The organism is Novosphingobium sp. (assembly GCF_036803765.1).
Taxonomy (GTDB): Bacteria; Pseudomonadota; Alphaproteobacteria; order Sphingomonadales; family Sphingomonadaceae; genus Novosphingobium.
On record NZ_DAIRTS010000020.1, the window covers coordinates 38116 to 62180 of the forward strand.

At 67.0% G+C, this 24065-nt stretch carries 16 protein-coding genes; 9 read left to right on the forward strand and 7 right to left on the reverse strand.

The annotated features are described in order from the left end of the window. Positions 1–7: 7 nt before the first annotated feature. Positions 8–1615, forward strand: a complete 1608-nt coding sequence (locus V7Q48_RS13410) for a PAS domain-containing protein (RefSeq protein ID WP_333838759.1) — start codon at positions 8–10, stop codon at positions 1613–1615. 204 nt (positions 1616–1819) lie between these two features. Here V7Q48_RS13410 and V7Q48_RS13415 read toward each other — a convergent pair whose 3' ends face one another. Together V7Q48_RS13415 and V7Q48_RS13420 are read right to left on the reverse strand one after the other, a co-directional pair. Continuing rightward, positions 1820–3121, reverse strand: a complete 1302-nt coding sequence (locus V7Q48_RS13415; protein ID WP_333838760.1) for an LLM class flavin-dependent oxidoreductase — start codon at positions 3119–3121, stop codon at positions 1820–1822. 50 nt (positions 3122–3171) lie between these two features. Further along, on the reverse strand, positions 3172–5583 hold the full coding sequence (locus V7Q48_RS13420) for a TonB-dependent receptor (RefSeq protein WP_333838761.1): 2412 nt from the start codon (positions 5581–5583) through the stop codon (positions 3172–3174). A gap of 179 nt (positions 5584–5762) precedes the next feature. Here V7Q48_RS13420 and V7Q48_RS13425 point away from each other — a divergent pair, with 179 nt between their 5' ends. The 5 genes from V7Q48_RS13425 to V7Q48_RS13445 all read left to right on the forward strand — a co-directional run bounded on the left by V7Q48_RS13425 (position 5763) and on the right by V7Q48_RS13445 (position 10906). After that, a complete protein-coding gene (locus tag V7Q48_RS13425) occupies positions 5763–6761 on the forward strand; it encodes an ABC transporter substrate-binding protein (protein ID WP_333838762.1) in 999 nt (332 codons plus the stop codon). Between the two features lie 3 nt (positions 6762–6764). Further along, positions 6765–7937 (forward strand): acyl-CoA dehydrogenase family protein, encoded by a 1173-nt coding sequence (locus V7Q48_RS13430; protein WP_333838763.1) that lies wholly within the window; start codon positions 6765–6767, stop codon positions 7935–7937. After that, complete coding sequence (locus V7Q48_RS13435; RefSeq protein ID WP_333838764.1) at positions 7934–8887, forward strand: NAD(P)-dependent oxidoreductase; 954 nt, start codon at positions 7934–7936, stop codon at positions 8885–8887. The genes V7Q48_RS13430 and V7Q48_RS13435 overlap by 4 nt, the downstream gene beginning before the upstream one ends. A gap of 107 nt (positions 8888–8994) precedes the next feature. After that, positions 8995–10080 carry an LLM class flavin-dependent oxidoreductase gene (locus V7Q48_RS13440; RefSeq protein ID WP_333838765.1) on the forward strand — a complete coding sequence of 362 codons (1086 nt, stop codon included), beginning with the start codon at positions 8995–8997 and terminating at the stop codon, positions 10078–10080. 13 nt (positions 10081–10093) lie between these two features. Continuing rightward, positions 10094–10906, forward strand: a complete 813-nt coding sequence (locus V7Q48_RS13445) for a class II aldolase/adducin family protein (RefSeq protein WP_333838766.1) — start codon at positions 10094–10096, stop codon at positions 10904–10906. 67 nt (positions 10907–10973) lie between these two features. Here V7Q48_RS13445 and V7Q48_RS13450 read toward each other — a convergent pair whose 3' ends face one another. Beyond that, positions 10974–12353, reverse strand: a complete 1380-nt coding sequence (locus tag V7Q48_RS13450; protein WP_333838767.1) for an FAD/NAD(P)-binding protein — start codon at positions 12351–12353, stop codon at positions 10974–10976. 122 nt (positions 12354–12475) lie between these two features. Beyond that, positions 12476–13804: an LLM class flavin-dependent oxidoreductase gene (locus tag V7Q48_RS13455; protein WP_333838768.1), complete on the reverse strand. Its 1329-nt coding sequence runs from the start codon at positions 13802–13804 to the stop codon at positions 12476–12478. 304 nt (positions 13805–14108) lie between these two features. Here V7Q48_RS13455 and V7Q48_RS13460 point away from each other — a divergent pair, with 304 nt between their 5' ends. The 3 genes from V7Q48_RS13460 to V7Q48_RS13470 are packed head-to-tail and all read left to right on the forward strand — an operon-like array spanning position 14109 to position 19029. After that, complete coding sequence (locus tag V7Q48_RS13460) at positions 14109–16682, forward strand: TonB-dependent receptor plug domain-containing protein (protein ID WP_333838769.1); 2574 nt, start codon at positions 14109–14111, stop codon at positions 16680–16682. Then, positions 16642–17637 carry an ABC transporter substrate-binding protein gene (locus tag V7Q48_RS13465; protein WP_333838770.1) on the forward strand — a complete coding sequence of 332 codons (996 nt, stop codon included), beginning with the start codon at positions 16642–16644 and terminating at the stop codon, positions 17635–17637. The genes V7Q48_RS13460 and V7Q48_RS13465 overlap by 41 nt, the downstream gene beginning before the upstream one ends. A gap of 60 nt (positions 17638–17697) precedes the next feature. Continuing rightward, on the forward strand, positions 17698–19029 hold the full coding sequence (locus V7Q48_RS13470) for a dicarboxylate/amino acid:cation symporter (protein ID WP_333838771.1): 1332 nt from the start codon (positions 17698–17700) through the stop codon (positions 19027–19029). 43 nt (positions 19030–19072) lie between these two features. Here the strand turns inward: V7Q48_RS13470 and V7Q48_RS13475 are convergent, their stop codons facing one another. Genes V7Q48_RS13475 through V7Q48_RS13485 form a run of 3 tightly spaced genes read right to left on the reverse strand, consistent with a single transcriptional unit; the run spans position 19073 to position 23776 of the window. Then, positions 19073–19651 (reverse strand): RidA family protein, encoded by a 579-nt coding sequence (locus V7Q48_RS13475; RefSeq protein ID WP_333838772.1) that lies wholly within the window; start codon positions 19649–19651, stop codon positions 19073–19075. A gap of 5 nt (positions 19652–19656) precedes the next feature. Next, positions 19657–21285, reverse strand: a complete 1629-nt coding sequence (locus tag V7Q48_RS13480; protein ID WP_333838773.1) for a flavin monoamine oxidase family protein — start codon at positions 21283–21285, stop codon at positions 19657–19659. Then, positions 21194–23776 carry a TonB-dependent receptor plug domain-containing protein gene (locus tag V7Q48_RS13485; protein WP_333838774.1) on the reverse strand — a complete coding sequence of 861 codons (2583 nt, stop codon included), beginning with the start codon at positions 23774–23776 and terminating at the stop codon, positions 21194–21196. Before V7Q48_RS13485 ends, V7Q48_RS13480 begins: the two co-directional genes overlap by 92 nt. Positions 23777–24065 lie beyond the last annotated feature (289 nt).

Below are 24065 nucleotides of genomic sequence, written 5' to 3' on the forward strand. Positions count from 1 at the left end.
TTCTTCCATGCCCGATTCCTCCGGCGGCGATTCGAATGCCGTGCGATCCTTCAACGAGGCGCTGGGGGGCGACTGGTCGGTCGCCAGCCGTCTCGCCGCGATCAGCCGCAGCTTTGCGATCGTCGAGCTGACGCCCGACGGGCGCGTGATTCACGCCAATGCGATCTTCCTCAAGATCATGGGCTACACCATGCCGGACGTGCGCAACCGGCATCACAAGATGTTCTGCTTCCCCGAATTCGCCGAACAGGCGGGCTACCACAAGTTCTGGGCGCGCCTGCTCAAGGGGGAACACGTCGACGACAAGCAGCTGCGCCGCCGCGCCGACGGGCAGCCGGTCTGGCTCCAGGCGGTCTACGTCCCCGTCTTCACTGCCCAGGGCAAGGTCGACCGCGTGCTCAAGGTGGCGGTGGACATCACCACCGCGCAGCTCGCCAAGTTCGATGCCGAGAACCAGATGGCCGCGCTGGGCCGCTCGATCGCCACGATCGAATTCGGTGTCGACGGCAAGATCCTCTCCGCGAACGACAATTTCCTCGAGATATTTGGCTACGCGTCAGACGAAATCGTCGGCGAGCACCATTCGGCGCTCTGCGACGACGACTATGTGCTGAGCGAGGAATACGCCCTGTTCTGGAAGCGGCTGCGCTGCGGCGACTTCCATACCGGCGTCTACCCGCGCCGCCACCGCGACGGCGCCAGGATCTGGCTGTCGGCCAGCTACAATCCGATCACCGATCTTACCGGCAACGTGGTGAAGGTCGTCAAGTTCGCGCAGAACGTCACCGAGTACTACGAACGCGCCACAGCCAGCGTGCAGCAGATCGCCTCATTGATGACCACGCAGGCGGTCATCGATTGCGATCTCACCGGCCGCACTATGGATGCGAACGCCATCTTCCTCGGCCGGACGCGGCGCCGGCTCGACGAGATCGTCGGCCAGCCAGTGGCCGACCTGTTCCACGACGCTGCCGACCTGCTCGATCCGCGCGGCGAAGTCTGGGCGCAGATCATCGGCGGCACTGCGGTGACGTACGACCTCGCCATGGTCTATCCGGGCGAGGCGGTGCTGTGGTGGCGCGCAGGGTTCACCGTGATCCGCGATGGGGACGGCGATCCGGTCAAGATTGTCGTCACCGCCACCGACATCACCACCGAACGCCGCCTCGCCAACGAGGCCATGGCGCAGAACTTCGCGATGGATGCCGCCTTCGCGCGCGCCGAGTTCGGCGAGGACGGCACGATCCTCGCGGTCAACGACCGTTTCCTGGATGCCATCGGCTACACGCGCGAGGAACTGGTCGGGCAGCATCATTCGCTGCTGTTCGATACCGACGAGGCCTATGGCATGCTGCTGACAACGATCTGGGAGCCGCTGACCCGCGGCGAACCGGTGAGCACGCGCATCCGCCGCAAGCGCGCCAACGGCGAGGTCATCTGGCTGCAGGTCGGCTACAGCCCCGTGCGTGACACCACCGGGCGGCTGCTCAAGGTCATCGCCTGCGGTTTCGACATCACCCGGACGATGGAAACCGATGCCGCGATCGCCGACGGCATCAACGAGATCGACCGCGTCCTGCGCAACCTGCAGGCGATCCGCGGGCAGGGCGCCTGACCGGGCCTGTCACGCGGATCATGGCGCCTGCAAGCCTTACGACACGGCCGCTTACGTGAAAGGCGCGCGAGACGCGGGTGGCAGGGGCGGAACATATGCTTTCGGGCAAAGGGCACCCGGCGCCGGAACTGCGCCGGTGATTGGGAAGTCTGGACTTTTTGCCGACGCCGCCTTCACTGCCGCTGATAGAACCTCGATGAGCTGTCACGCCATCGCCAGCCCGAGATGGTCGCGCAAGGTTGAACCGGTGTAGCCCGCGCGGAACAGGCCGCGGCGCTGGAGTATCGGCACGACGTCTTGGAAGAAGCGTTCGGCCCCGAGGGGCATCGAAGCCGGCATGACGACGAAGCCGTCCGCTGCGCCTTCGGTCACCCACTGTTCCATGGTATCGGCCACGCGCCGGGGGCTGCCGACGAACTTGGCGAACGACAGGCTGGAGCCGTACCAGCGACCCAGTTCGCCCAGCGTCCAGCCCTGCTCGATCGCATGGCCGATGACGTGGTGGAAGCGGCCCTTGCTGCCACGGATCTGGTCGCGCACATCGGGCACGGGACCATCGACCGGATAAGGCGCGAGGTCGAGGTTCATGCTGCCCGACATGAAGCCGAGGCCGGATTGTTCGGTGACGAGGGCATCGAGCTCGCCGAGCAGGTCCTGCGCCTCGCCATCGCTTTGCGCGACGATCGGCACCATGCCGGGCAGGATCCTTGCGGCGCTGTCGGTACGGCCGGCCGCCGCCAGGCGCGCCCTGAAATCGAAGGCGAAGGCCTGGCCGCGCTCCAGGTCGGGGGCGACGGCGAAGACGACTTCGGCATGGCGTGCGGCCAGATCGAGGAACACGCCCGACGCACCAGCCTGGATGATGACCGGGCGTCCTTGGGGCGGGCGGGGGGCGTTGAGCGGACCCTGGACCGTGAACCAGCGGCCCGTATGATCGATCGCGTGAACACGGTCCGGATCGGCGAAGCGGCCGCTGGCCGGGTCGGGCGCGATGGCGCCGTCTTCCCAGCTGTCCCACAGCTTCTTCACGACCGTGATGAATTCATCGGCGCGATCGTAGCGCTCGTCGTGGCCGTAGTGTTCGGCGCGGCCGAAGTTGCGCGCTTCGGCGTCGCTGACCGAGGTGATGGCGTTCCAGCCGGCGCGGCCCTCGCTGATCTCGTCGAGGCCGGCAAACAGGCGCGCGGCGTGGAACGGTTCGGCGTAGGACGTCGACAGCGTCCCGGCGAGGCCGATGTGGCGCGTGACCGGTGCAAGCGCGGACAGCAATGTCAGCGGCTCGACGCAGTTGGCCGGACGATGGCGCAGCGTGTGCCGGTAATCCCCACCGTGGATGGCGTCGATCGCCAGCTTGTCGGCCACGAACAGCATGTCGAGGCAGGCGGCTTCGGCGGCGGCCGCGAGCGTGCGGTAGAAGCCGAAGCCGGCGCGGCCGGGGCTGGCGGAGGCATGGCGCCAGCCGCCGTGGTGGATGCCGTCGGCGGTGACGAACAGGGCCAGGTGCATGCAGTGTTCCGTATGACAGGGGCAAGCGAGCGCGGCGGGCCCGGCTCCCCTCAGAAGCCGTAGGCCGCCTTGAGGAAGACCGTGCGCGGCGGATTCTGCGCGCCCTGTAGCAGCACGGTCCCCGCGTAAGGGCCGGCCTTGATCGAGGAGCCGACCGGCGACAGCGCGGAGTAGAAGAACGAGTTCGTCAGGTTGCGGCCCGTCAGCGTGAAGGTCCACCGCTGGTCTTGGGTGGTGTAGCTGAGGAAGGCATTGGCGTAGCCGTGCGCTGCGATCTGGTACTGCACGTTGTTGAGCTGGTTGGAAAACAGCGAGGTCTGGAAATTGCCGCTGGCACCGATCTTGATCTCGCCCGGTATGCTGGCCGGCACGGTCCAGGTGGCCGAGGCGAAGTATTGCCACTTGGGCTGGAAGGGGAATTGGTTGCCGGTGTAGGTATAGGCCGGGACGGTGCCATAGGCGGGGGCAGCATAGTCGTCGTAGCGGGTCTTGAGATATGTCACGTTGGCCACGAGTGCGAGATTGCGCCAGGGCTGGGCAGCGGTCTCCAGTTCGAAACCCTCGGTGTGTGCCGACGGGGCATTGCCACGCGTGCTGACGTACGTGCCCGACACCGGGCTGAAGGCGCTTACCGCGGTCTGCAGGTTCTTGTAGTCGTTATAGAACCCGGTGAGGTTCACGCGTAGGTCATGGTTCAGCCACTCGGTCTTGATGCCGGCCTCGTACGTATTCACGGTTTCCGGATCATAGGGCAGTGCGGTGGCAAGGTTCAGCGCGCGATTGTTGAAGCCGCCGGCGTCGAACCCCTTGGCGTAGCTGGCAAACAGGAAGACGTCGTCGGTCGCCCGCCACGATACGCCGACCTTGGGCGTGAACGTGCGCCAGGTCTTGCGGTTGAGGATGGCTGCATTGGTGAAGTTGACCTGTGCGGCAGAGACGCTGACGCCCAGTGCCGGGATGGCACCGCCGGTCAGCACTTGCGGGTAGAGCGCCGGGTTGATCGGGTTTCCATCGAGATCGTAGTTGACCCCGCGGAACGCGAAGGCGCGCCGCTGGATGATATAGCGCCCGCCGACGGTGAGCGTCAGGCGCGGGGTCACGTGAACGTTGCCCTGCAGATAGGCCGAATAGTTGAAGCTGCGCGTGCGGCCGATCTGGTCAAACGGCGCGGCGGGAAGCGCGGTGTCGGATTGCGGCAGGCCGGTCACGTAGCCGAGGCGGTCGCTCTGGAAATTCTCGAACAGGTAATAGAGGCCGCCGGTGAAATCGAACGCCGTCCATGTGCCCTGCAGTTGCAACTCCTGCGTGAACTGGTGCTGGCGATACGTGATGTAATTGTCCGACAGGTCGATCGCCCGCGGCTGTGCCGCATTGTAGGGCAGCTTGGCCTGGCCGTCGTTGTTGTAGTTGACCGGGTTCTGGCTGAACGCGCGCAGCGCGCTGATGCTGTGGAATGCCAGGTGCGCGTCGATGTCGTAGTCGATCCGCGCGGTCACGCCGCCGCTGCGCGAGGTGTTGACGGGATAGCGGCCGGCATAGCTAGTGTTGGCCTGATACCGCGAAAACGAGGTCGGGTTGTAGAGCGTGCCGCCGGTAATCGCGCCGAGGCCACTCAATGCCGGGTTGGTCGGGTTATAGGTCGTCGGCACATATTGCGCCGCCTGCGAATGGTCGATCGTGCCATCGCCGGTCAGCGTGACCTTCAGGCCAGCAGCAGGGGTCAGCACCAGCTTCACCCGCCCGCCGGTGGTGTTCTGGTTGTTGACGTAGCGGTTTTGCGACGGGTTCCAGGTATAGCCGTCGTGCTGGTCGTGCGCGATCGCCACGCTGCCCAGCACGGTGCCGGGCACCAGGGCCCCCGCGACGTAGCCATGGGCATTGACCGTGTTGTAGTTGCCGTAGCCGACATCGCCGCGCAGGCTCAGCGCCTCGCCCGGATTGCGCGTGACATAGCGAATGGCGCCGCCTGCCGAGTTGGCGCCGAACAGCGTGCCTTGCGGGCCGCGCAGCACTTCCACCCGCTCCACGTCGGTCAGGTCCGACATGCCGTTGATGGCGCGCGCCTGGTAGACATCGTCGATATATGTGCCGACGGTCGGGTCGAAGATGGGGTCGCTGTTGCCGATGCCGCGGATGAAGAAGGTGTTGGTCAGCGGCGTGATCCCGCTGGGCGCGGTGTAGAGGCCGGGGATCTGGCCGGCGAGATCGCGCGTCGTCACGACATTCTGCTGGGCGCGGAACTCGGTGCCGATGACGCTGACCGCGACGGGCGTCTGCTGCAGGCGGGTCTCGCGGCGGGTGGCGGTGACGACGATGTCCTCGCGGGGGCCGGCGTCGGCAGCCGCATCTGCCGCTGCTTCCGGCGCCGCATCGGATGCAGGGACTTCGGCGGCACGGGCCGACGTGCCGGCAAGGGCGATGGCGCCGGCCGAGAGGCCGAGCAGCAGGGCAGTGCGGTTCATGATTTTCCCTCAGTGTTCGTTATCCACCGGGTAAGCGCGTGCCAGCCGTTCGTCCTATTTAAACTCAACCTAATGAATTGAGTTATCGTCAAGGCAGGGCGCGATCGCATTGGCGATGCTCATGCGGGTGAAGCAAATCTCATTGGTTGGCATCAAACTCAACATTTATGGTTGAGTATATGACGACACCGACCGATCCCGCTTTTCAACGCGCCAGCGTGCCGCGCCGGACATTCCTCGCAGGAGCGGGCGCAGCGCTGCTCGCCGGTTGCGCGGGCAAGGCCAAGCCTGCCGCGCTGCGGGTCGCCATCACCGGCCGCGGGGAAAGCGACAGCCGGCTCATCTTCAAGAGTGCGGGGATCGAGCCCGATTTTCCGATCCAGTATTCGGAATTCGAGTCCGGCCACCTCGTGGTCGAGGCGCTCAATTCGGGGGCGATCGATTTCGGAGGAATGAGCGAGATTCCGCCGGTGTTCGCGGCCGCCTCGACGATCCAGAGCTTTCGGCAGATCGCGGTCTATCATGGCGACGTGAACAACCAGGTCGTGCTGGTGCCGCGCGGATCGAAGCTGCGCAGCCTGGCGGATCTCAAGGGCAAGCGTGTCGGCTATGTGCGGGCGACGACGACGCAATACTTCCTCATCAGGATGCTGGAGTCCGTCGGGCTGACCTGGGCGGATATCGAACCTGTCGCGATGACCGTGGCCGATGGGGCGGCGGCGTTCGGGAATGGCTCGCTCGATGCCTGGGCCATCTACGGGTTTCCGATCCAGCGCGCCATGGCCACGCAGGGGGCGCGCATCCTGCGCACCGCGCTGGGCTTCCTTTCGGGCAACTACGTCGTCTCCGCACATCGCGACGCCATCGCCGATCCCGTCCGCGCCGAATGGATCGGGCGCTATCTGCAGCTGACGCAGCAGGGATATGCCTGGACCACGGCCAACCGCGACGTCTGGGCGGGCAAGGTCGCCGAATCGATCGGAGTGCCCGTCGCTCTGGTCAACGACCAGTTCGCGCGGCGCAGCGACCCGTTCACGCTGCGCCGGGTCACCGACGATGCGATCGCATCGCAGCAGGGAGTCGCCGACGTCTTCGCCAAGGCCGGCCTGATCGGCCGCCGCGTGGACATGCGCCCCTTGTGGGACAACCGCTTTAACCCGAAGATCAAGGAGGCCTGAGCGATGGCCACGCACGTGCTTGCCGAGGATTTCCCGGATCTGTCCGATGTCGCACTCGATCGGCTGACGCGCGAGCTCGCGCACCGGGCGCAGGACTATGATCGAAACCCGCGTTTCCCGCGCGAGAACTTCGACATCCTCGCCCGCGAAGGGCTGATCGGGCTGACCGTCGATCGCCGGCTGGGTGGTGGCGGGGCCGGCTTCGTCGATGCCTTGCGCGTGCTCGGCGCCGTCGCCAAGGGCGAGCCTTCGACCGCGCTGATCCTGTTCATGACTTACGCGTTCCACGCCGCGCCGGAAAAGGGCCGGCGCTGGGACCGGGCCATCTACGAACGCCTCGCCCGCGAAGCAGTCGCCGGAAACGGGCTGGTCGGCACCTTCCGTGTGGAGCCGGAACTGGGGACGCCGGTGCGCGGCGGCTTGCCCGCCACCACGGCGCGCAAGACCGACAACGGTTGGTCGCTCTCGGGCGAAAAGATCTATTCGACCGGCTCGTCGGGTCTCGACTGGTTCGCGGTCTGGGCCAAGACCGACGAGACGCCGCTGCGCCTCGGCCTGTTCCTGGTCAGGCCCGACAGCGCCGGGATCGAAATCGTGCCCGAGTGGGACCATCTCGGCATGCGAGCGACCGTCAGCCACAAGGTGGTCTTTACCGACACCCCGGTGCCGGCCGCGCTTGCCGTCGATCTGCGTCCACCGGAGGACTGGGCGCCGCGCCCCGGCGATGACACCAGTGCCTTCCAGTGGAACGCGCTGGCGATCGCGACCATCTACGACGGCGTCGCCCGCGCGGCGCGCGATTGGCTGGCCGGGTATCTCAATGCGCGAAAGCCGGCCAACCTGGGGGCGGCACTCGCCACGCTGCCGCGCGTGCAGGAAAAGTTCGGCGAGATCGAAGGCCTGTTGCTCACCAATCGCGTGCTCATCGAAACCGCCGCGCGTGCCGCCGATGCCGGGCTGCCGGTGACCGCCAGCGAGGTCAACCTCATCAAGCATCTGGCCAATGCCAATGCGATCCGTGCCGTCGAACTGGGGCTGGAACTGACCGGCAACCCGGGGATCAGCCGGGCCAACCCGCTCGAGCGGCATTACCGCGACGTATTGTGTTCGCGCATCCATTCGCCACAGGCGGATACCGTACTGGTGGCCGCCGGCCGCGCGGGGCTGGGCCAGTGAGCCTGGTCATCGCCAGCCAGCTCGAGCCGCGGCTGAACGCGCTGCTGGCCGAACATCCCACGCGCCCGCAGGTCATTGCTGCGCCCGAGCACGAGCCATGGCAGGCGGCAGCAGATGCCGACGTGCTGGTCATCCGCCCGTCGCCGGCCTGGGCGCCGGCACGCGCGGCGCCGGCACCGGCGATCTGGCCCGGACGGCTGCGCTGGGTCTGCAGTGCGTCGGCAGGGATCGATTTCTACCCCGGCTGGCTGCTCGACGGACCCTTGGTGAGCTGTGCGCGCGGCACGGCGTCGGAAGAGATCGCCGATTATGTCGTCACCGCGATCTATCGGCAGGCGAAAGACCTCGATTCGGTTGCGCCGAAGGGGCCGGAGGATTGGCACTATACCCAGCTCGGACAAGTGCTGGGCAGCACGGTAGGGCTCATCGGCCTCGGCGCGATCGGCCAGGCGGTGGCGCGCCGGATGCTGGCCCTAGGAGCCCGCGTCGTCGCCGTGCGCCGCAGCGAGGGGCCGCCGCCACCGGGGCTGGAAGGGATCGAACTGGTCACCCGTGTCGAGGCCGTCGCCGAGCGTGCCGACCACCTGGTCCTGGCGGTGCCGGCAACCCCGCAAACCCGGCACATGATCGATGCGACGCTGCTGGCGCGGATGAAGCCGGGGGCGCATCTGGTCAACGTGGCGCGGGGCAGCGTCGTCGACCAGGCCGCCCTGCTCGAGGCGCTCGACCGCGGGCACCTGGGCTTTGCGACGCTGGACGTCACCGACCCCGAGCCGCTGCCTGCCGGTCATCGGCTCTACAGCCATCCGCGCGTGCGGCTTACCCCGCACTTGTCGGCCAACTATCTGGTGGCCCGCGACAAGCTGATGGCCAAGATCTTCGACGATATCACGCTGTTCGCCGGCGGGCAGGCGCCGCGCGATCTGGTGGAGCCGGCGCGCGGCTATTGAGTGGTGTTGAGCAATGCCAATAGGTCCGGCTCAAAAGTCAATTGATTAGATAGACATGAGGGCGGACAACGTCCGCCACGTGTTTCAGCCACAAGGGGCATCATGCCATGGCCATCAAGTTCATCGGCTATATCGGCTTCAACAATACCTCCGAAATCCACGGACCGGTCCGCCGCGTGCTCGACCGTGCCTATGTCGAGGATGCGGCACGGGCGCAGGAAGCGGGCGGGTTCGACCGCGTCCTGATCCCCTTCGGCTCCAACTCGCCCGAAAGCCAGATCGTCGCCGCGCATGCCGCCGCGCTGACCACGAAGCTCGGGTTCCTCGTCGCGCATCGGCCGGGGTTCACCCAGCCGACGCTCGCCGCGCGCCAGCTGGCAACCCTGGACCAGCTGTCGGGCGGGCGCGTCGCCGTGCACATCATCACGGGCGGTGCCGACGAGGAAATGGCGCGCGACGGCGACGTCGGCCCGACCAAGGCGGAACGCTACGCGCGCACCGACGAATATCTCGACGTGCTCAAGCAGGAATGGACCTCGGCCCAGCCGTTCGATCACAAGGGCCGCTTCTTCGAGGTGCGCCAGGGTTTCAGCGCGATCAAGCCCAGCAACCTGCCGGTCTTCTTTGGCGGTTCGTCGCCCGAGGCGATCACCGTCGCCGGTCGCCACGCCGACGTCTATGCGCTGTGGGGCGAGACGCTGCCGCAAGTCGCCGACGCCGTCCGCCAGGTGCGTCAGTCCGCAGCCGGGCACGGGCGCAAGCCGGGTTTCTCGCTGTCGCTGCGCCCGGTCATCGCCGATACCGAGGAAGCCGCATGGGCCAAGGCGCGCGAAATCGAGGATCAGGTGCGCGCCGTGCGTGAGGCGGCGGGGCTGCCGACCAGCGGCCATCGTCCGCCCAACGCCGGCTCGCTGCGCCTGCTCGACACCGCTTCGGGCAATCGCCGCGACGCGCGGCTGTGGACCGGCGTTGCCGCGCTGACCGGCGCGCAGGGCAACAGCACCGGCCTCGTCGGTACGCCCGAGCAGGTGGCCGATGCCATGCTGGCCTATGCCGACCTCGGCATCGACCACTTCCTCATCCGCGGGTTCGATCCCCTGGGCGATGCCATCGCCTATGGCGAACACCTGATCCCGCTCGTCCATGCCAAGCACGCGCAGCGCCAGGCCGCGCCCGTCGCGCTGGCCAGCTGAAGGAACAACCAAGATGGCTTCGGTCCTCGAGCGTCCGGTCGCGGACGCCAACGATCGCCCCCACGGCATTTCCGACGCCGAGTGGGCAACGCGGGTCGATCTCGCGGCGTTCTACCGCATCTCCGCGATCTATGATTACGACGATTTCCTCTACACCCACGTGACCGCGCGCGTGCCGGGGCCAGACGCGCATTTCCTTATCAACCCCTTCGGCCTGGCCTTCGACGAGATCACCGCCTCGAGCCTGGTCAAGGTCGATCTCGATGGCAACATCATCGGCGAGAGCGAGTGGGGCATCAATTATGCCGGCTACGTGATCCACTCGGCGATCCATGCCGCGCGCGACGATGCGCACTGGATCGCGCATTTCCACACCCGCGACGGCATGGGCGCCTCGGCGCACAAGGAAGGGCTGCTGCCGCTGTCGCAGCGCGCGCTCTATATAATCCCGCGGCTGGGCTATCACGACTACGAGGGCGTGGCGCTCAATCTCGACGAGCGCGAACGGCTGGTGGCGGACCTGGGCGACAAGCAGTTCCTGCTGTTGCGCAATCACGGCACCCTCGCACTCGGCCGCACGCCGGGAGAGGCATGGGCCGCGATCTACCAGCTGGAGGAAGCCTGCTCCGCACAAGTGGCGGCGCTGGCCGGAGGGCGCGATCATGTGCTGCTGGCGCCAGAAGAGGCGCAGCAGGAAGCCTTGCGCCAGATCGCCCAGCAATCCTCGGTCGCCCGCGCCGCGCAGGGGCGCAAGGCGCATCACCAGCTCGCCTGGGACGCGGTCCTGCGCCGCGTCGGCCGCGACCTGCCCGGCTACGCCATCTGATCGATCCACGGCGTGCGGCTTCGGGTCCCGCCGGGTGCCACAGCGGCACGCGGCGGGGCTAGAAGCCTCATGCTGGAACCGCGCCCTGGGTGCGGCACAAGTGCTCGGCCAGCCGCTGCGCCTGAAGCCGGATGTCGGGCACCGCCACCATTTCCCAGTTCAGCCCCTTCGACAGCGCGCCCATGGCGTGGATGGGCAGTGCGGCCTGTCCCCCGGCATCGCGCAAGGTCCAGTGCGCGTCGACATCCAGTCCGAGATTCATCGGGCAGGGGCGGGCTAATCCCTTCCCCAGCAACGTCTGCAGCAAGGGATCGCGGCTGCGCGAGGGATCGCCACCAGGGCCCGTGCAGACGACGACCGCATCCACTGCCGTGCGGACGGACCCGTTCGTGCCGCGGCGCCGCCAATCTACGTCGAGCGTGCCGTCGGCGGCGCGCTCTACCCGTCGCAAATCGCCGGCCACGACCGTCAGGTCGCCTCGCGCCCTGAGGCTCTCGATCCGGGTGGCGAGCGCCGGCGCCATGCGGTGGCGATGCACATCCCACCATGGCCGCGCATGACGCAGGAAGCGCGCCTGCGCCGCACCATCATGGGCCTGCCACAGCGCCTGCGTATGCGGGCGCAGTTCGTCGATCGCATGGCGCCAGCCGACTTGCGTGGCGCGCGCGCGGATGGCTCGCAACAGATCGCTGCCGCGCGCCGTCGGCATCGGCTGCGGCGTCACGCTGGGCCCGCTGGCGGCGTGGGCGCGCGGCATCAGCCCGCGACGCGACAGAGCCATGATCGGCCCCTTGTGTCCCCGCGCCTGCAGGGTCTGGATCACGTCGACCGCCGTGAGGCCGGTACCCACGAGCAGCACCCGCGCGTCCGGTGAGACGGCATCGAGCGCGCCCGGCGCCCAGGGATCGGGCACCACATCGGATCCTGCCAGTCCGTCGAGCGCGCGATGGCGCTGCGGCGGCAGATTGCCCTGTGCCAGCACCACTGCACGAGCGTTCAGGATGGTGCCATCATCCAACTGGACATCCAGCGTCCCGCCCGGCGCCGGGGCGATATCGCGGGCGACAGCGATGGCCACCGCAATGCGATCGGGCATCGTCGCGCGCGCCGTCGCCAGCAGGCTCGACAGATACGTCCCGTAAGTGGCGCGCGTGGCAAAGCGATTGGCGGCGTCGGCTTCGTCCACCCCCAGCCAGCGCAGGAAATGGCCGGGATCGTCGGCAAACGCGCTCATGTTGCCGGCGCGGACGTTGAGCAGGTGCTGTGGCCCGCATGTGCCGTAGGCCAGACCGTGCCCGAGCGCCTGCGGGTCCCGCTCGACGATCACGACTCGTGATCCCCGCCGGGCGAGATGGATCGCCAGCAGGGTTCCGCTGAAACCGCCGCCGATGACGGCAATCGGGCGATCATCCGGGCGAATACCGTCATGCGGAACCGACTTCGTCATAACTCAACCCTTCCAGTTGAGTTGAGGCTGACAAGTTTGTCCTTTGTGGTCAATAGCCCTTCTTTAGCCGGTGGCCTCGGCAAGGCAGGTCACCGGAGTCCACCGCCGAAGGCCTCTTTAGGCTAGCCGGGAAAGAACCGGTTCGCGGGGCGGCGGAGGCCAAGGTGATCGCGCAAGGTCGTGCCGGTGTATTCGGTCCGGAACAGGCCACGGCGTTGCAGTTCGGGTACGACCTTGTCGGTGAAGTCGAACACCCCCTCGGGCACGTAGGGGAACATCACGTTGAACCCGTCCGAGCCCTTCTCCTCGAGCCACTGCTGCATGGCATCGGCGATGGTTGTGGCCGTGCCGACGAAGGCCAGGCCGGCGTAGCTGCCGGCGCGGGCGGCCAGTTGGCGGATCGTCAGGTTTTCGCGGCGGGCCAGCGCGATGGTCCGCTCACGCCCCGACTTGCTGGCGTTGGTCTCGGGAATATCGGGCAAGGGGCCGTCGGGATCGAAGCCCGAGACATCATGGCCGAGCATGATCGACAGCGAGCGGATGCCGCTGTCGTAATGCACGAGGCTGTCGAGCCGCGCGCGCTTGTCCTCGGCCTCGGCGAGGCTGTCGCCCACCACCACGAACGCGGCCGGCAGGATCTTGAGGCTGTCGGGGTGGCGGCCGATCGCCGCCATGCGGCCTTTGACGTCGGCATAGAATTCCTGCCCGGCAGCAAGGCTGTCCGACGCGCCGAAGATGACTTCCGCGGTTTCCGCCGCCAATTGGCGGCCCGCGTCCGAAGCACCGGCCTGAACGATCACCGGCCACCCTTGCACGGGTCGCGCAATGTTGAGCGGGCCTTTGACGCGCAGGAAGTCGCCCTGGTGATTGAGGGTGTGGACCTTGCCGGGATCGAAGAACACGCCGCTGTCCACGTCGCGCACGAAGGCATCGTCCGCCCAGCTGTCCCACAAGCCCGTCACGACCTGGTGGAACTCGCGCGCGCGGGCGTACCGGGTGGCGTGTTCGAGGTGGTCGTCCTGCCCGAAATTGGCGGCGCTATCGGGGTTGCCCGTGGTCACCACGTTCCACCCGGCGCGGCCGCCGGAAATGTGATCGAGCGAGGCGAAGCGGCGCGCGATGTGATAGGGCTCGTCGTATGTCGTCGAGGCCGTGGCGACCAGCCCGATGCGCTCGGTCACCATGGCAAGGGCCGAGAGCAGCGTGAACGGCTCGAACGAGGTGGCCGTATGGCTGCGCTTGAGCGCGTCGATCGGCATGTTCAGCACTGCAAGGTGATCGGCCATGAAGAACGCGTCGAACTTGGCCGCTTCGAGCCGGCGGATGAGCTCTACCTGCAACCCCAGGTTGAAGTTCGCGTCCGGAACCGCACCCGGATAGCGCCATGCGCCGGTGTGGATCGAGATCGGGCGCATGAAGGCGCCGAGATGCAGTTGCCGAGGTGCTGTCATGCCGCCGAAGGTGCGGCGGGGCCGGTGTCATTTCAACCAAGCGCGCCCTTGAGACTTTTTGATCGATCGCCAAGCAAATCGAGTTTGACAGGTCTCCGCCGCAACGGTCGCCGATGGCAAGGCGCTCACCATCCCGCGCAGCCTGAACGGCACACATTGGCGATGCTCAATCATCCTCGTGCGCAAATCATTGGTGCCGGCCCGCAACGCTTCGTATTGCGATGCGGCATTATCAACTAATATAGTAGAGTTTGACATGGGTAATGGGGGAATTCGGGCGGCCCTGCTGGGGAGCGGGGCGGCCATGGCGTTTCTGGTGGGGGTTCAGGACAGCTGGGCACAGTCGGTGCCGGGCACACCAGCCGTGACGGGGGCCGATGCCGAAGGCGGCATAGGCGACAGCGGTGGCGGTGCCGGCGCGATTATCGTCACCGGCCTGCGTGGCGGGCCGCAGCGCACCGTCGCGGAAAGTCCGGCGCCGATCGACGTGGTGAGCGCCGACAAGCTCAAGACCACGGGTGCGGCCGAATTCGGCGAGGCCCTGACCCGCGTCTTGCCCTCGATGAACTTCGCCAGCACGCATGCGGGCATCTTCTCGGTCGTGCGCCCGGTCAGCAATCGCGGTCTGAGCCCGGCCTATACGCTGGTGCTGGTCAACGGGAAGCGCCGGCACAACAGCGCGTTCATGACCAACACCGTGCAGGACACGAGCGGCGTGAACGCGGTCGATCTCGACATGATCCCGACCAGTGCGATCGGGCGGATCGAGGTGCTGAAGGATTCCGCCGCGGCGCAATACGGCACCGATGCGATCGCCGGCGTCGTCAATGTCCAGCTGGACAAGCGCATCGGCTTCGATGCCACGGCGCAGTATGGCCGGCAGTACATCGGCAACGGGGACCGCACCAGCTGGCGTATCCAGGGCGGCTATGGATTCAAAGTCGGAGACGGCGGGTTCCTGCGCCTCTCGGCCGAATACCGCGAGCGCGGCGGCAATTGGTGGAACCTGCCGGCCACCGACACCAACATCTACTCGATCCCCTCGAACCGCACGCCGGCGCAGGTCGCGGCCAAGAGCGGTCTGTCGCTCGACCAGGTCCAAGCCAACATCACCGCCGCCAATGCCCGCAATGCGGCGTGGAACAAGGACGGCGCGCACAATGGCGATCCGCAGGTCCACGCCTGGAATGCAGGCTGGAATGGCGAATTGCCGCTGGGCACCGACTGGACGCTTTACTCGTTCGGAACGTTCGGCCACCGCGACGTGCAGATCGGCAACAATTTCCGCAGGCCCAACGGCACGGCGGATTTCACCGCCCTATTTCCGAACGGCTATTACCCGGTCAACAACATCTCCGAAAACGATGTCCAGGCAACGGCCGGCTTTAAGGGGCTGATCGGCGACTGGCACATCGACGCCTCGAGCAGCTTTGGCCGCAACCGCAGCCGGCAGTATTCCAAGCTCTCGATCCGCCCCGCGCTCGGCCCGACCAGCCCGAGCGCGTGGGACAGTCTTGCCAATTTCCGCTTCACCGAATGGACGCACAACCTCGACGTGACGCGCGAGGTGGATCTGGGGCTGGCCAAGCCGCTGCAATTCTCGTTCGGGGCGGAATACCGGCTCGATCGCTTCCAGACTTTCGCCGGGCAGGAACTGGCGTGGAAGACCGCCAGCTACATCATCAAGCCCGGTGACCAGCAATACGACTGGAACGTCGGGCTGGCGGCATCGCCGGTGGTGCAGGGGGCCATCGTGCTGTCGCCCGCCGACCAGGCCGATGCCAAGCGCCGCGTCTATGCCGGTTATGTCGACCTCGGGCTTTACCCGCTCGAGGACTGGTATCTCGGTCTCGCGATCCGCGCCGAGCACTACAGCGACGGCTCGGGCAGCCCGGTGGGCGTCAAGCTGAACTCGCGCTGGGACCTGAGCCCGGTCTTCGCCCTGCGCGGCACGGTCGGCACGGGCTTCCGCGCGCCGTCCCTCACGCAATCCGCGTATGCCCAGACGGACGGGCGCACCGCGCTGGTGCTCAATCCCGCGACGGGGCTGACCGAGGCCGTGCCGACGGTCGCAAAGCTGGTGACGCCGGACTCGCGGCTGGGTGGCTTGCTGGGGGCACGCCACCTCAAGGCCGAGCATAGCTGGAACGCAGGGCTGGGCTTCGTGGTCAATCCCGGTCGGGGCTTCAACCTGACGGTCGATGGCTACTACATCAAGATCCGGGATCGGATCGAGCGGACCGGCCGCTTGTTCGGCGCCGGGATCACCGCGATCCTCAATGCGAACGGCCTGACCGGCGTGGAGCAGGTGGAATACTTCTTCAACGCGGCCGATACTTCGACCTGGGGCCTCGACGCCGTGGCGCAGTATCATCACGGTCTCGGCACCTGGGGTGACGTCGACCTCAGCGCGGCACTCAACTACAACAAGACCCATTTCGACCGCCTGCCCACGGTCCCGGCGCAGTTGTTCGGCGCGGGTGGCGCGTCGCTGCTGGGGGCCGGCTCGGCCTTCTTCGGCGGCGACAAGCAGGGCGAGCTGACCGTCATCAACCCGACGACCAAGCTGGTGCTCAATGGCAGCTGGATGCGTGGCCGCATCGGGCTGTCCACCACGGTCACCCGGTATGGCGCCTATGTCCAGCGGACCGCGGCAGGGGACGATCGCCGCTTTGCCGACAAGTGGATCACGGACGCCAGCGTGAGCCTGGGCGTGACCGACTTCGTCACGGCACAAGCCGGCGCGACCAACCTGTTCAACGTGCGACCCGAGACCAATGGCCCGGGTAGCCCGCAGACCGGCCAGGGGTATTACGGTCCCTCGCCCTTCAACCCTGATGGCGGACACTACTATGGCCGGATTTCCGTTCAGTTCTGATCGGCGTGGCGTGCTTGCCGGGGCCGTTGCCGGCCTCGGCGCCCTCGCGCTCGGCGGGTGCGGCCGCGCTACGTCGGGCGGCGGTCTGGTGCTGGGAGACCAGGTCCACCTGATGCAGGCCAAGCTCGAGGCGGCGCATGCGCTCGACGGCGTATCATACCGCTACACCTGGGCCAGCTTTCCCGGTGCAGCGCCGTTGCTCGAGGCGCTCAACGCCGGGGCAGTCGATACTGCGCCGGCGGGAGACCTGCCCGTGGTGCTCGCCGTGGCGGCGGGTTGCCGGCTCAAGGTCGTCGCCGTCAGCAGCAATGCGCCCGAAAGCATGGGCGTGATCGTGCCGGGCAATTCGCCGATCCGCCGCATTGCCGACCTTGCGGGCAAGCAGGTCATCGTGTCGAGCGCCCGCGGCAGCATCGCGCACTATCTTCTGCTCGAGGCGCTGCAGGAGGCCGACGTTCCGCTCGACAAGGTCAAGATCGGCTTCATGCTGCCGACCGAGGCGAGCGCAGCATTCGCCAGCGGCCAGATCGCCGCCTGGGCAACCTTTGGCCTGTTCCAGGCGCGTGCCGAAGCCGCCGGGGCACGCGTGCTGCGCGACGGACGCGGGATCGGGCCGGGCTATACCCTCGTCACGGCATCTGACGCAGCGCTGGCCAATCCCGACAAGCGCCGGGCGATCGGCGATGTTCTGATCCGCCTGCAGCGCGCCAACACCTGGGCGCGGGGCCACCTCGATCAATATGCGCAGGTCTATGCCCGCCAGACCGGCGTGGACGGCGCGCTCGCACGGACACTGGTCGCCCGCGAGCGCCCGGCCCTGACCGCGCCGGACGACGCGTTCCTCAGCGCGGTGCAGCACGCCGCCGATCGCTTCGCCGAATACGGCATGCTGCCCCGGCGCGTGCATGTCCCCGATTTCTGCGATTCCACCTTGCTGACTGCGCGAGCGGCGTAAGGTGGAGGAGACGAACATGCGACCAGTCGGTACCTTGGCAGCCGCTACGGAGAAGCATCCATGACCAGTTCCTCGTCGAGACGCGCGGCGGGCGGCCGCTTTGGTCTGCAGGTCGTCGTCGGGATGGGGGTGGGGCTTGCTCTCGGCTTCGTCGCCCGGGCCATCGGCACGGACGCCGCCGGTGCCCCCAATGCGCTTTCGCTCACCCTGGCGCTCGTCGGCTCGAGCTTCGTCCAGTTGCTCAAGGCGCTGGTCGCCCCCCTGGTTCTGGCCGCGATCATGGCCAGCATCGGTCGGCTGCGCGATCTCAACAATGCCGCGCGGCTGGCGGGGCAGACCTTGCTGTGGTTCGCCATCACGGCGCTGATTGCCGTGTCGATCGGGATCGCGCTGGGCCTCGTCATAAGGCCCGGCGAGCACACCGGCGTCTCTCTGGCAGACGCGGCTCCGCCGCATACGGTCGGCAGCTGGCTGGATTTTCTCAAGGGGCTGATCCCTTCCAACTTCCTCGGCATTACCGCATCGACTCAAGTCGACGGGGATGCCGCGAAGACGAGCATCGGGTTCAATATCCTGCAGCTCGTGGTCATCGGCCTTGCGCTGGGCTTTGCGGCACTGGCGAGCGGGGAGGCCGGCGATGCGGTGCTGCGCGGCGCGGGCCATGTCCTCGTCGTGCTGCGCCGGCTGCTGGGGTGGGTCGTGCGCCTCGCGCCGATCGGCAGCGCCGGGCTGATCGGCAATGCCGTGGTGACCTATGGCTGGGGAACGCTGGTCGGCATCGGCCAGTTCGCGCTGACGCTTTACATTGGCCTCGGCCTGGTGCTGTTCGTCGTCTATCCCCTGCTGCTGCAGGCGCACGGGCTGAACTCGTTGCGCTTCTTCGCCAAGGCCTGGCCAGCCATCGAACTGGCCTTCGTGTCGCGCTCGTCGATCGCGGCGCTGCCGCTGGCCGAGTCCGTGACGGTCGACCGGCTCGGTGTTCCCGAAGCCTATGCCGCCTTTGCCGTGCCAGTCGCGGCCACGACGAAAATGGATGGCTGTGCCTCAGTTTATCCCGCGGTTTCGGCGATCTTCATCGCGCAGTTCTACCATCTGCCCCTGGTGCCCAGCGATTATCTGTTGATCGTTCTGGTGTCAGTGCTGGGTTCAGCGGCCACGGCCGGCGTGACCGGTGCTACTGTGATGCTCACGCTCACGCTGTCTACCCTCGGCCTGCCGTTGGACGGCGTCGGCCTGCTGCTCGCGGTCGATCCGATCCTCGACATGGGGCGCACGGCGGTGAACGTCGCGGGTCAGATTCTGGTGCCGGTCATCGTCGCCCGGCGCGAGGGGCTTCTCGATGCGAAACTGTATGCCGCAGCCAATGCACAGAAACCGACCCCGGCACCGTAAAAGCGGCACCGGGGTCCAGATCGACCGATTGGGCAAGTCGGCGTCAGGGCGCCTTAGATGCGGTTGCCTCGATTTCCACCAGGAAGCCCGGATTGGCCAGCGCCGCCACCTGCACGGTGGTGCGCGCAACCTTGTTGGGCTGGCCAGGCGTGCCGAAGAACTGCGCATAGCCTTGCGAGAATCCGGCAAAATCCAGTTTCCCGCCCTTGGCCGGGTCACCGACAAGATAGACCGTTAGCTTGACCACATCGGCCAAGCCGTAGCCTTGCGCCTTCAAGGCAGCCTCGATCTTGCGCAAAACGCTGACTGTTTGCGTCTGTGTGTCACCATAGGTCGCGATCGCGACAGGGTCGCCTCCAGCTGCGACGGGCGCGGGGACCTGCCCGCTCAACAGCAGCGTCTCGGCGCCGGCGGGCAGGGTTACGCCGACCAAAATCGGCGCGGCGGGATCGGCGGCGGGATGGCGCACGATCGAAGCGCGTGCTCCCGTCTTTGCAGGCGGAGCCGTTCGTTCGGCCGCCGCAGCAGGCGCGAGCGGCGCGGCGAGCGCCAGGGGCGGGAGGATCAGTGCGGGCAAGGCCCAGACTTTGCGGGCGAACTTCAGGATCGGCATGGTCGTCATCTCCTTCACGATGCCTGGGAAACGGGATTGGTCAGCAGGCCCACCGCACGCCGGGCGGACAATACCGCGCCCTCCTGCCAGTGACCGCTATAGGCAGACAGGTGGCTGCCGGCGAAAACGAAGGGACCATCGCCCTGGTTCAGGCGGTCGAGCATTGCGGGATCGTTGCCGTCGCGTCCCCATTCGAGCCACGGGCCAAGGCTGAAGGGTTGCTTGCGCCAGTTGATCACCACGGGGTTGACGAGGTCTTTGCCATGGCCAGGGTGAAGTTTCTCGACCGCCGCGCGGGAAAGCGCGATTTGTTCTGCGACAGGGCGCGCGGCAAAGGCATGGGCACCAGCCGGGGTCGCGGTATAGGCCGCGAGCAGGACCTGCCTGGGCGCCTGGAACCGGTCGGAGGGATACCAGATCACGCCGGTCTCTCCGCCCACGAACGACAGCCCGCCATAGATCTGGTCGGCCTCCCAGAATGGTGTGCTTTCGAAGGCCACCTTGACCGAATCGGCCAGACGCACGCCGGAGATCGCCGCGCTGACAGCCGCTGTGAAATCCGAGGGGATCGCCGCGAGGATCGGCAGTGGCAGCGTGACAACGGCGCGATCCGCCAGCGTCGCCTGCGCTCGGCCGGCTGCGTCGCGCCACTCGATACGCACGCCATCTCCGGCACGCCGGATCGCGGTGACTTGCGCCTCGCGCACCACGGGATGGCGCAGGCTGGCGGCCAGCGCCTTGGGAAAGGCATCCATCCCGCCGCGCGGCGCGACCATCGTGGTCTGCATCAGGATGTCGTCGTCGAAGAGAATGAACGGCAAGGCCGGATGAGCCAGAATGTCGTCAAGGCTGCGCGGTGCGACGGCCCGTTGCAGGTCGCGCGGTGTGGCCCCGGGCGGGCTGAGCAGGCCCGCGCGCGCCGTCCCGTGGAACAGGCCATCGTCACCCAGATCGCCATAGGCCGTCAGGAACTTGGCCAGCGCCTGGCGCGTGGGGGTATCGAGATCGACGTCGAACGTGCCCTTGCGCAGCGCCTGCTCCAGCAGCGCCGAGAGGTGGCCGCGCAAGTCGTAGCTTGCCTCGCGCAGACGCAAGGTGCCGTGCTCGTCGGAAAGGTACGCGCTGCGGCTGGCGTTGACCAAGGGTTCGATCGGTACGCCAAGCTCGCGGATCAGGCCGAGGACGCCTTCGTGATGGCTGGGCAACCGCGCCGCGCCGGCGTTCTGGTACAGACCGGGCGAGAAGCCGACGGTCTGCGTGTTGCCGTCCGTATCGGTGAATCGGTCGCCGCCGCGAACGGTCCAGACGCGTCCGCCGACGCGGCTTCGCGCCTCGAGCACGGTCACGCTGGCACCCGACCGTTCGAGTTCCCGGGCGGCGACGAGGCCGGCGATCCCTGCGCCCAGCACCACCACCCGCGGTGGTGCCTTGCCGGGTACGAGCGGTTTGGCCAGGCTGCGGCCGGGCAGGCCGAGCGTGACGGTGGCCGCGCCCAGCGCGGTCAACAGGGATCGCCGGTCGATCATGGCGTCTTGTCCTTGCTGCGAGGGATCAGAACGAGAGCGTGACGCGGGCGTAGTAATAGCCCCCGTTGATGCCCCACGGCGCCAGCGACAGCGGCCGTTCCAGGACGTTGCTGCCATCGACCGGCTGCGCCACCCCGCCGTTGACCACCGAAGGTGCCGTGGTCGCCTTGTGGTTGAGCAGATTGTTGGCACCCACGTCGATGCGGAAGGCAGACGTGGCCTTCCACCCCAGGTTGATGTCGGTAATCAGCGTCGTGGGCGTCCCGACGACGGTGTTGCCCGAACCCGTGCCATCCAGGCTGACATGCTGGCGGGTGACGCCATAGAGCGTCTCGCGCAGGTTCAACGACAGCGGGCCGTGATTGACCAGCGCGCCGGCGATGACCTTCACCCGCGGCGTCGCCGTGGTCAGTGCGTCGAGGGCGTTACGCGTGAGCAGCGTGGTCTGGCCGAAAGCGGCGTTATAGACCGCCGCCGGGAGGCTGGCGACGCGCGTGACCTTTGTCCGGTTGTAATTGAACCCGAGCGACCAGTCGATGCGATCGCCGCCGTCGAGGCGGGTGGTCGCGTTCAGCGTCGCCTCGATCCCGCGGGTGCGCGTGTCGGCGCCGTTGGTGAAGAGGTTGAGGCCGAAGAAGCTGTAGCCGCTGGCCGCCACGACCGCCGGGTCGGTGCTGGCGATGAGACCGCGCGCCGCCAGGGTCGCAAGGACCGCCGGCGCTACGACACCGTTGCTGCCGAAGCCGGCCGAGTAGCCGACGATCCCGCCCGAGGCGACGATGCGATTGGTGATCTTGATCTGATAGGCATCGACCGTCAGCTGCAGACTGCCACCGGGATGAGCGACGAAGCCGGCGGACAGGTTGGTCGATTTCTCTGGCTTGAGCTTGCCGAAGCCCAGCGCCGCCACCGCCGGCGAATTCGGCGCGAGTTGCGCGTAGATCGAGTTCGGACTGACGTTGGTGGACGAATAGTATTGCTCGGCGAGCGTGGGGGCACGGAAGCCGTTCGACACCGTACCGCGCAGACCGAACGCGGGGCTGAAATCGTAGCGGGCCGTCGCCTTGCCGGTCCAGACCGATCCAAAATCGGAATAGTGCTCGTAGCGCCCGGCCAGGTCGACGTGCAGCCCCTCGACCGGGTCAAGGGCGGCATCGATATATCCGGCCCAAGTCCGGCGCCCGTTCGTGCCAGCATCACTCGGGCCAAAACCCGGGTAAGCTGCAGGACCGCCTTGGTAATAGGCGCCCAGTTCGCCGTTCTGGATGCCGTACTTGCCGTCGCGGTACTGCCCGCCGATCGCCAGCGTCAGTGGCTTGGCCAGCCCGAGGTCGACCTCGTGCGTGAGGCCAAGGTCCGCGACCCACTCGCTGTTGGTGAGCGTGCCATCGTAATAGTTGGTCTGCGGGCGTACCGGCGCGGCGCTCGCCTTCTGCACGGGAAGCCAGACCGCGGCATTGATCGAGTCCCGGGTGTAGAGCGCGTCCGCCACGCGGCCGTAGGTCAGCGAGCCGTCCCAAGTCCAGCCATCCGCTTCACCCGACAGCCCCGCGGTCAACGAGAAATCTTCCTCGTCGAGCGCGATGCGCGGGGTGAAGCCGTTCGGGAAAGGCACGACCGTCTGTCCGTTGGCATCGGTGCCGGTGTAGCGGCTGGGCGCGCGATAGTTCTGCCGGGCAGAGGCGGTGCGGCGGCCGTAATTGCCAAAAGCGTAGGCGTGGACGCCATCCGTCACGTCGTAGCCGGCGTTGAACGCCAGGTTCCACAGCTGGGACCGCGCATCGCCCAGGATGCGGTTGACGTAGGGATAGTTCGGCGCGCCCTTGAGGCCGGCGGCATTCAAGGCACTGACCGTGCTGCGCAGCGAGCCATCGGGGTTGAAGAAGCGATAATCGTAGGTTCCGCGCTGGGTATAGTCGTGGAAACGGTACTCGCCGGTGACATTGAGGAATCCGCGATCGCCGAGCTTGAAGCCGTTGTTGAAGCTGGCTTCGACGGTCTTGCCATCGCCCTTGTAGAACTGCCCGCCGGTCAGCGAGAGCTGGCCGCCGTGGTCATCGTTGCGCAGGATGATATTGACGACACCGGCGATGGCATCCGAACCGTATTGCGCCGCCGCGCCATCCTGCAGAACCTCTACGCGTCCGATCGAGCCGGTCGGGATGAAGCTGAGATCGGTCGTCGCCGCGCCCGAATAGGGGCTCCCACCCAGGACCGCGAGATTGGCGGTGAAATGGCGGCGCTTACCGTTGACCAATACCAGCGTGTCGTTGGGGCTGATGCCGCGCAGCGCGACATTGAGCGTGAGGTTTGCAGCGTCCCCGCCGAACGATTGCGTGCCAAGGCTCGGAAGGTTCTGGCCGAGCACTTGGCGCAGATCGCGCTGGCCCACATTGTCGATGCTGCTGGCCCCGACGATCTGGATCGGCGCGGCGCTATCCGCGGCCCGCGTGCCGGTGGTACGCGTGCCGGTCACGATGATGTCGGTATCGGTTGCGGGCGGCGCATCGGCACTGGCGATGGCAGGCTCCGGCGCGGGTGCGGCGGCGTAAGCGACGGCCGGCGTTGCCAGTGCGAGCGCCGAGGTCAGCAAATATGCGGATTTCATGGTTTCCCCCCAAATCGAGATCCTGGCAGCGACCATGCAAACCCCGCTGGTCACCGCAGGAGGGGGTGGCTAAAAGACAAACTCTACCGATTAAATTGAGAATATTTTCCAGGCTCATTTGCTGCGCGCATATATTGTGCTTGGCAAATAGGTGGGACGGCCCTTGCGCAGGCGGCGCCACCCCGGTCCATTTCCATCGCTCATACTGTGCCGTCGCCGGGCGACCCCTCGATGTGAGGTTGAGGGTCTTCAAAGTGCCTATCAGCAATGCTCGTTGTGCTGCGCACAG

Excerpts from the sequence above, each read along its gene's own strand:
- V7Q48_RS13465 (WP_333838770.1), top strand. The coding sequence starts at position 16,642 with ATGGCGGACACTACTATGGCCGGATTTCCGTTCAGTTCTGATCGGCGT.
- V7Q48_RS13420 (WP_333838761.1), bottom strand. The coding sequence starts at position 5,583 with ATGAACCGCACTGCCCTGCTGCTCGGCCTCTCGGCCGGCGCCATCGCC.
- V7Q48_RS13445 (WP_333838766.1), top strand. The coding sequence starts at position 10,094 with ATGGCTTCGGTCCTCGAGCGTCCGGTCGCGGACGCCAACGATCGCCCC.
- V7Q48_RS13455 (WP_333838768.1), bottom strand. The coding sequence starts at position 13,804 with ATGACAGCACCTCGGCAACTGCATCTCGGCGCCTTCATGCGCCCGATC.
- V7Q48_RS13475 (WP_333838772.1), bottom strand. The coding sequence starts at position 19,651 with ATGACGACCATGCCGATCCTGAAGTTCGCCCGCAAAGTCTGGGCCTTG.
- V7Q48_RS13415 (WP_333838760.1), bottom strand. The coding sequence starts at position 3,121 with ATGCACCTGGCCCTGTTCGTCACCGCCGACGGCATCCACCACGGCGGC.
- V7Q48_RS13440 (WP_333838765.1), top strand. The coding sequence starts at position 8,995 with ATGGCCATCAAGTTCATCGGCTATATCGGCTTCAACAATACCTCCGAA.
- V7Q48_RS13450 (WP_333838767.1), bottom strand. The coding sequence starts at position 12,353 with ATGACGAAGTCGGTTCCGCATGACGGTATTCGCCCGGATGATCGCCCG.
- V7Q48_RS13410 (WP_333838759.1), top strand. The coding sequence starts at position 8 with ATGCCCGATTCCTCCGGCGGCGATTCGAATGCCGTGCGATCCTTCAAC.
- V7Q48_RS13485 (WP_333838774.1), bottom strand. The coding sequence starts at position 23,776 with ATGAAATCCGCATATTTGCTGACCTCGGCGCTCGCACTGGCAACGCCG.
- V7Q48_RS13460 (WP_333838769.1), top strand. The coding sequence starts at position 14,109 with ATGGCGTTTCTGGTGGGGGTTCAGGACAGCTGGGCACAGTCGGTGCCG.
- V7Q48_RS13480 (WP_333838773.1), bottom strand. The coding sequence starts at position 21,285 with ATGGCAGCAACGTCCTGGAACGGCCGCTGTCGCTGGCGCCGTGGGGCA.
- V7Q48_RS13430 (WP_333838763.1), top strand. The coding sequence starts at position 6,765 with ATGGCCACGCACGTGCTTGCCGAGGATTTCCCGGATCTGTCCGATGTC.
- V7Q48_RS13425 (WP_333838762.1), top strand. The coding sequence starts at position 5,763 with ATGACGACACCGACCGATCCCGCTTTTCAACGCGCCAGCGTGCCGCGC.
- V7Q48_RS13470 (WP_333838771.1), top strand. The coding sequence starts at position 17,698 with ATGACCAGTTCCTCGTCGAGACGCGCGGCGGGCGGCCGCTTTGGTCTG.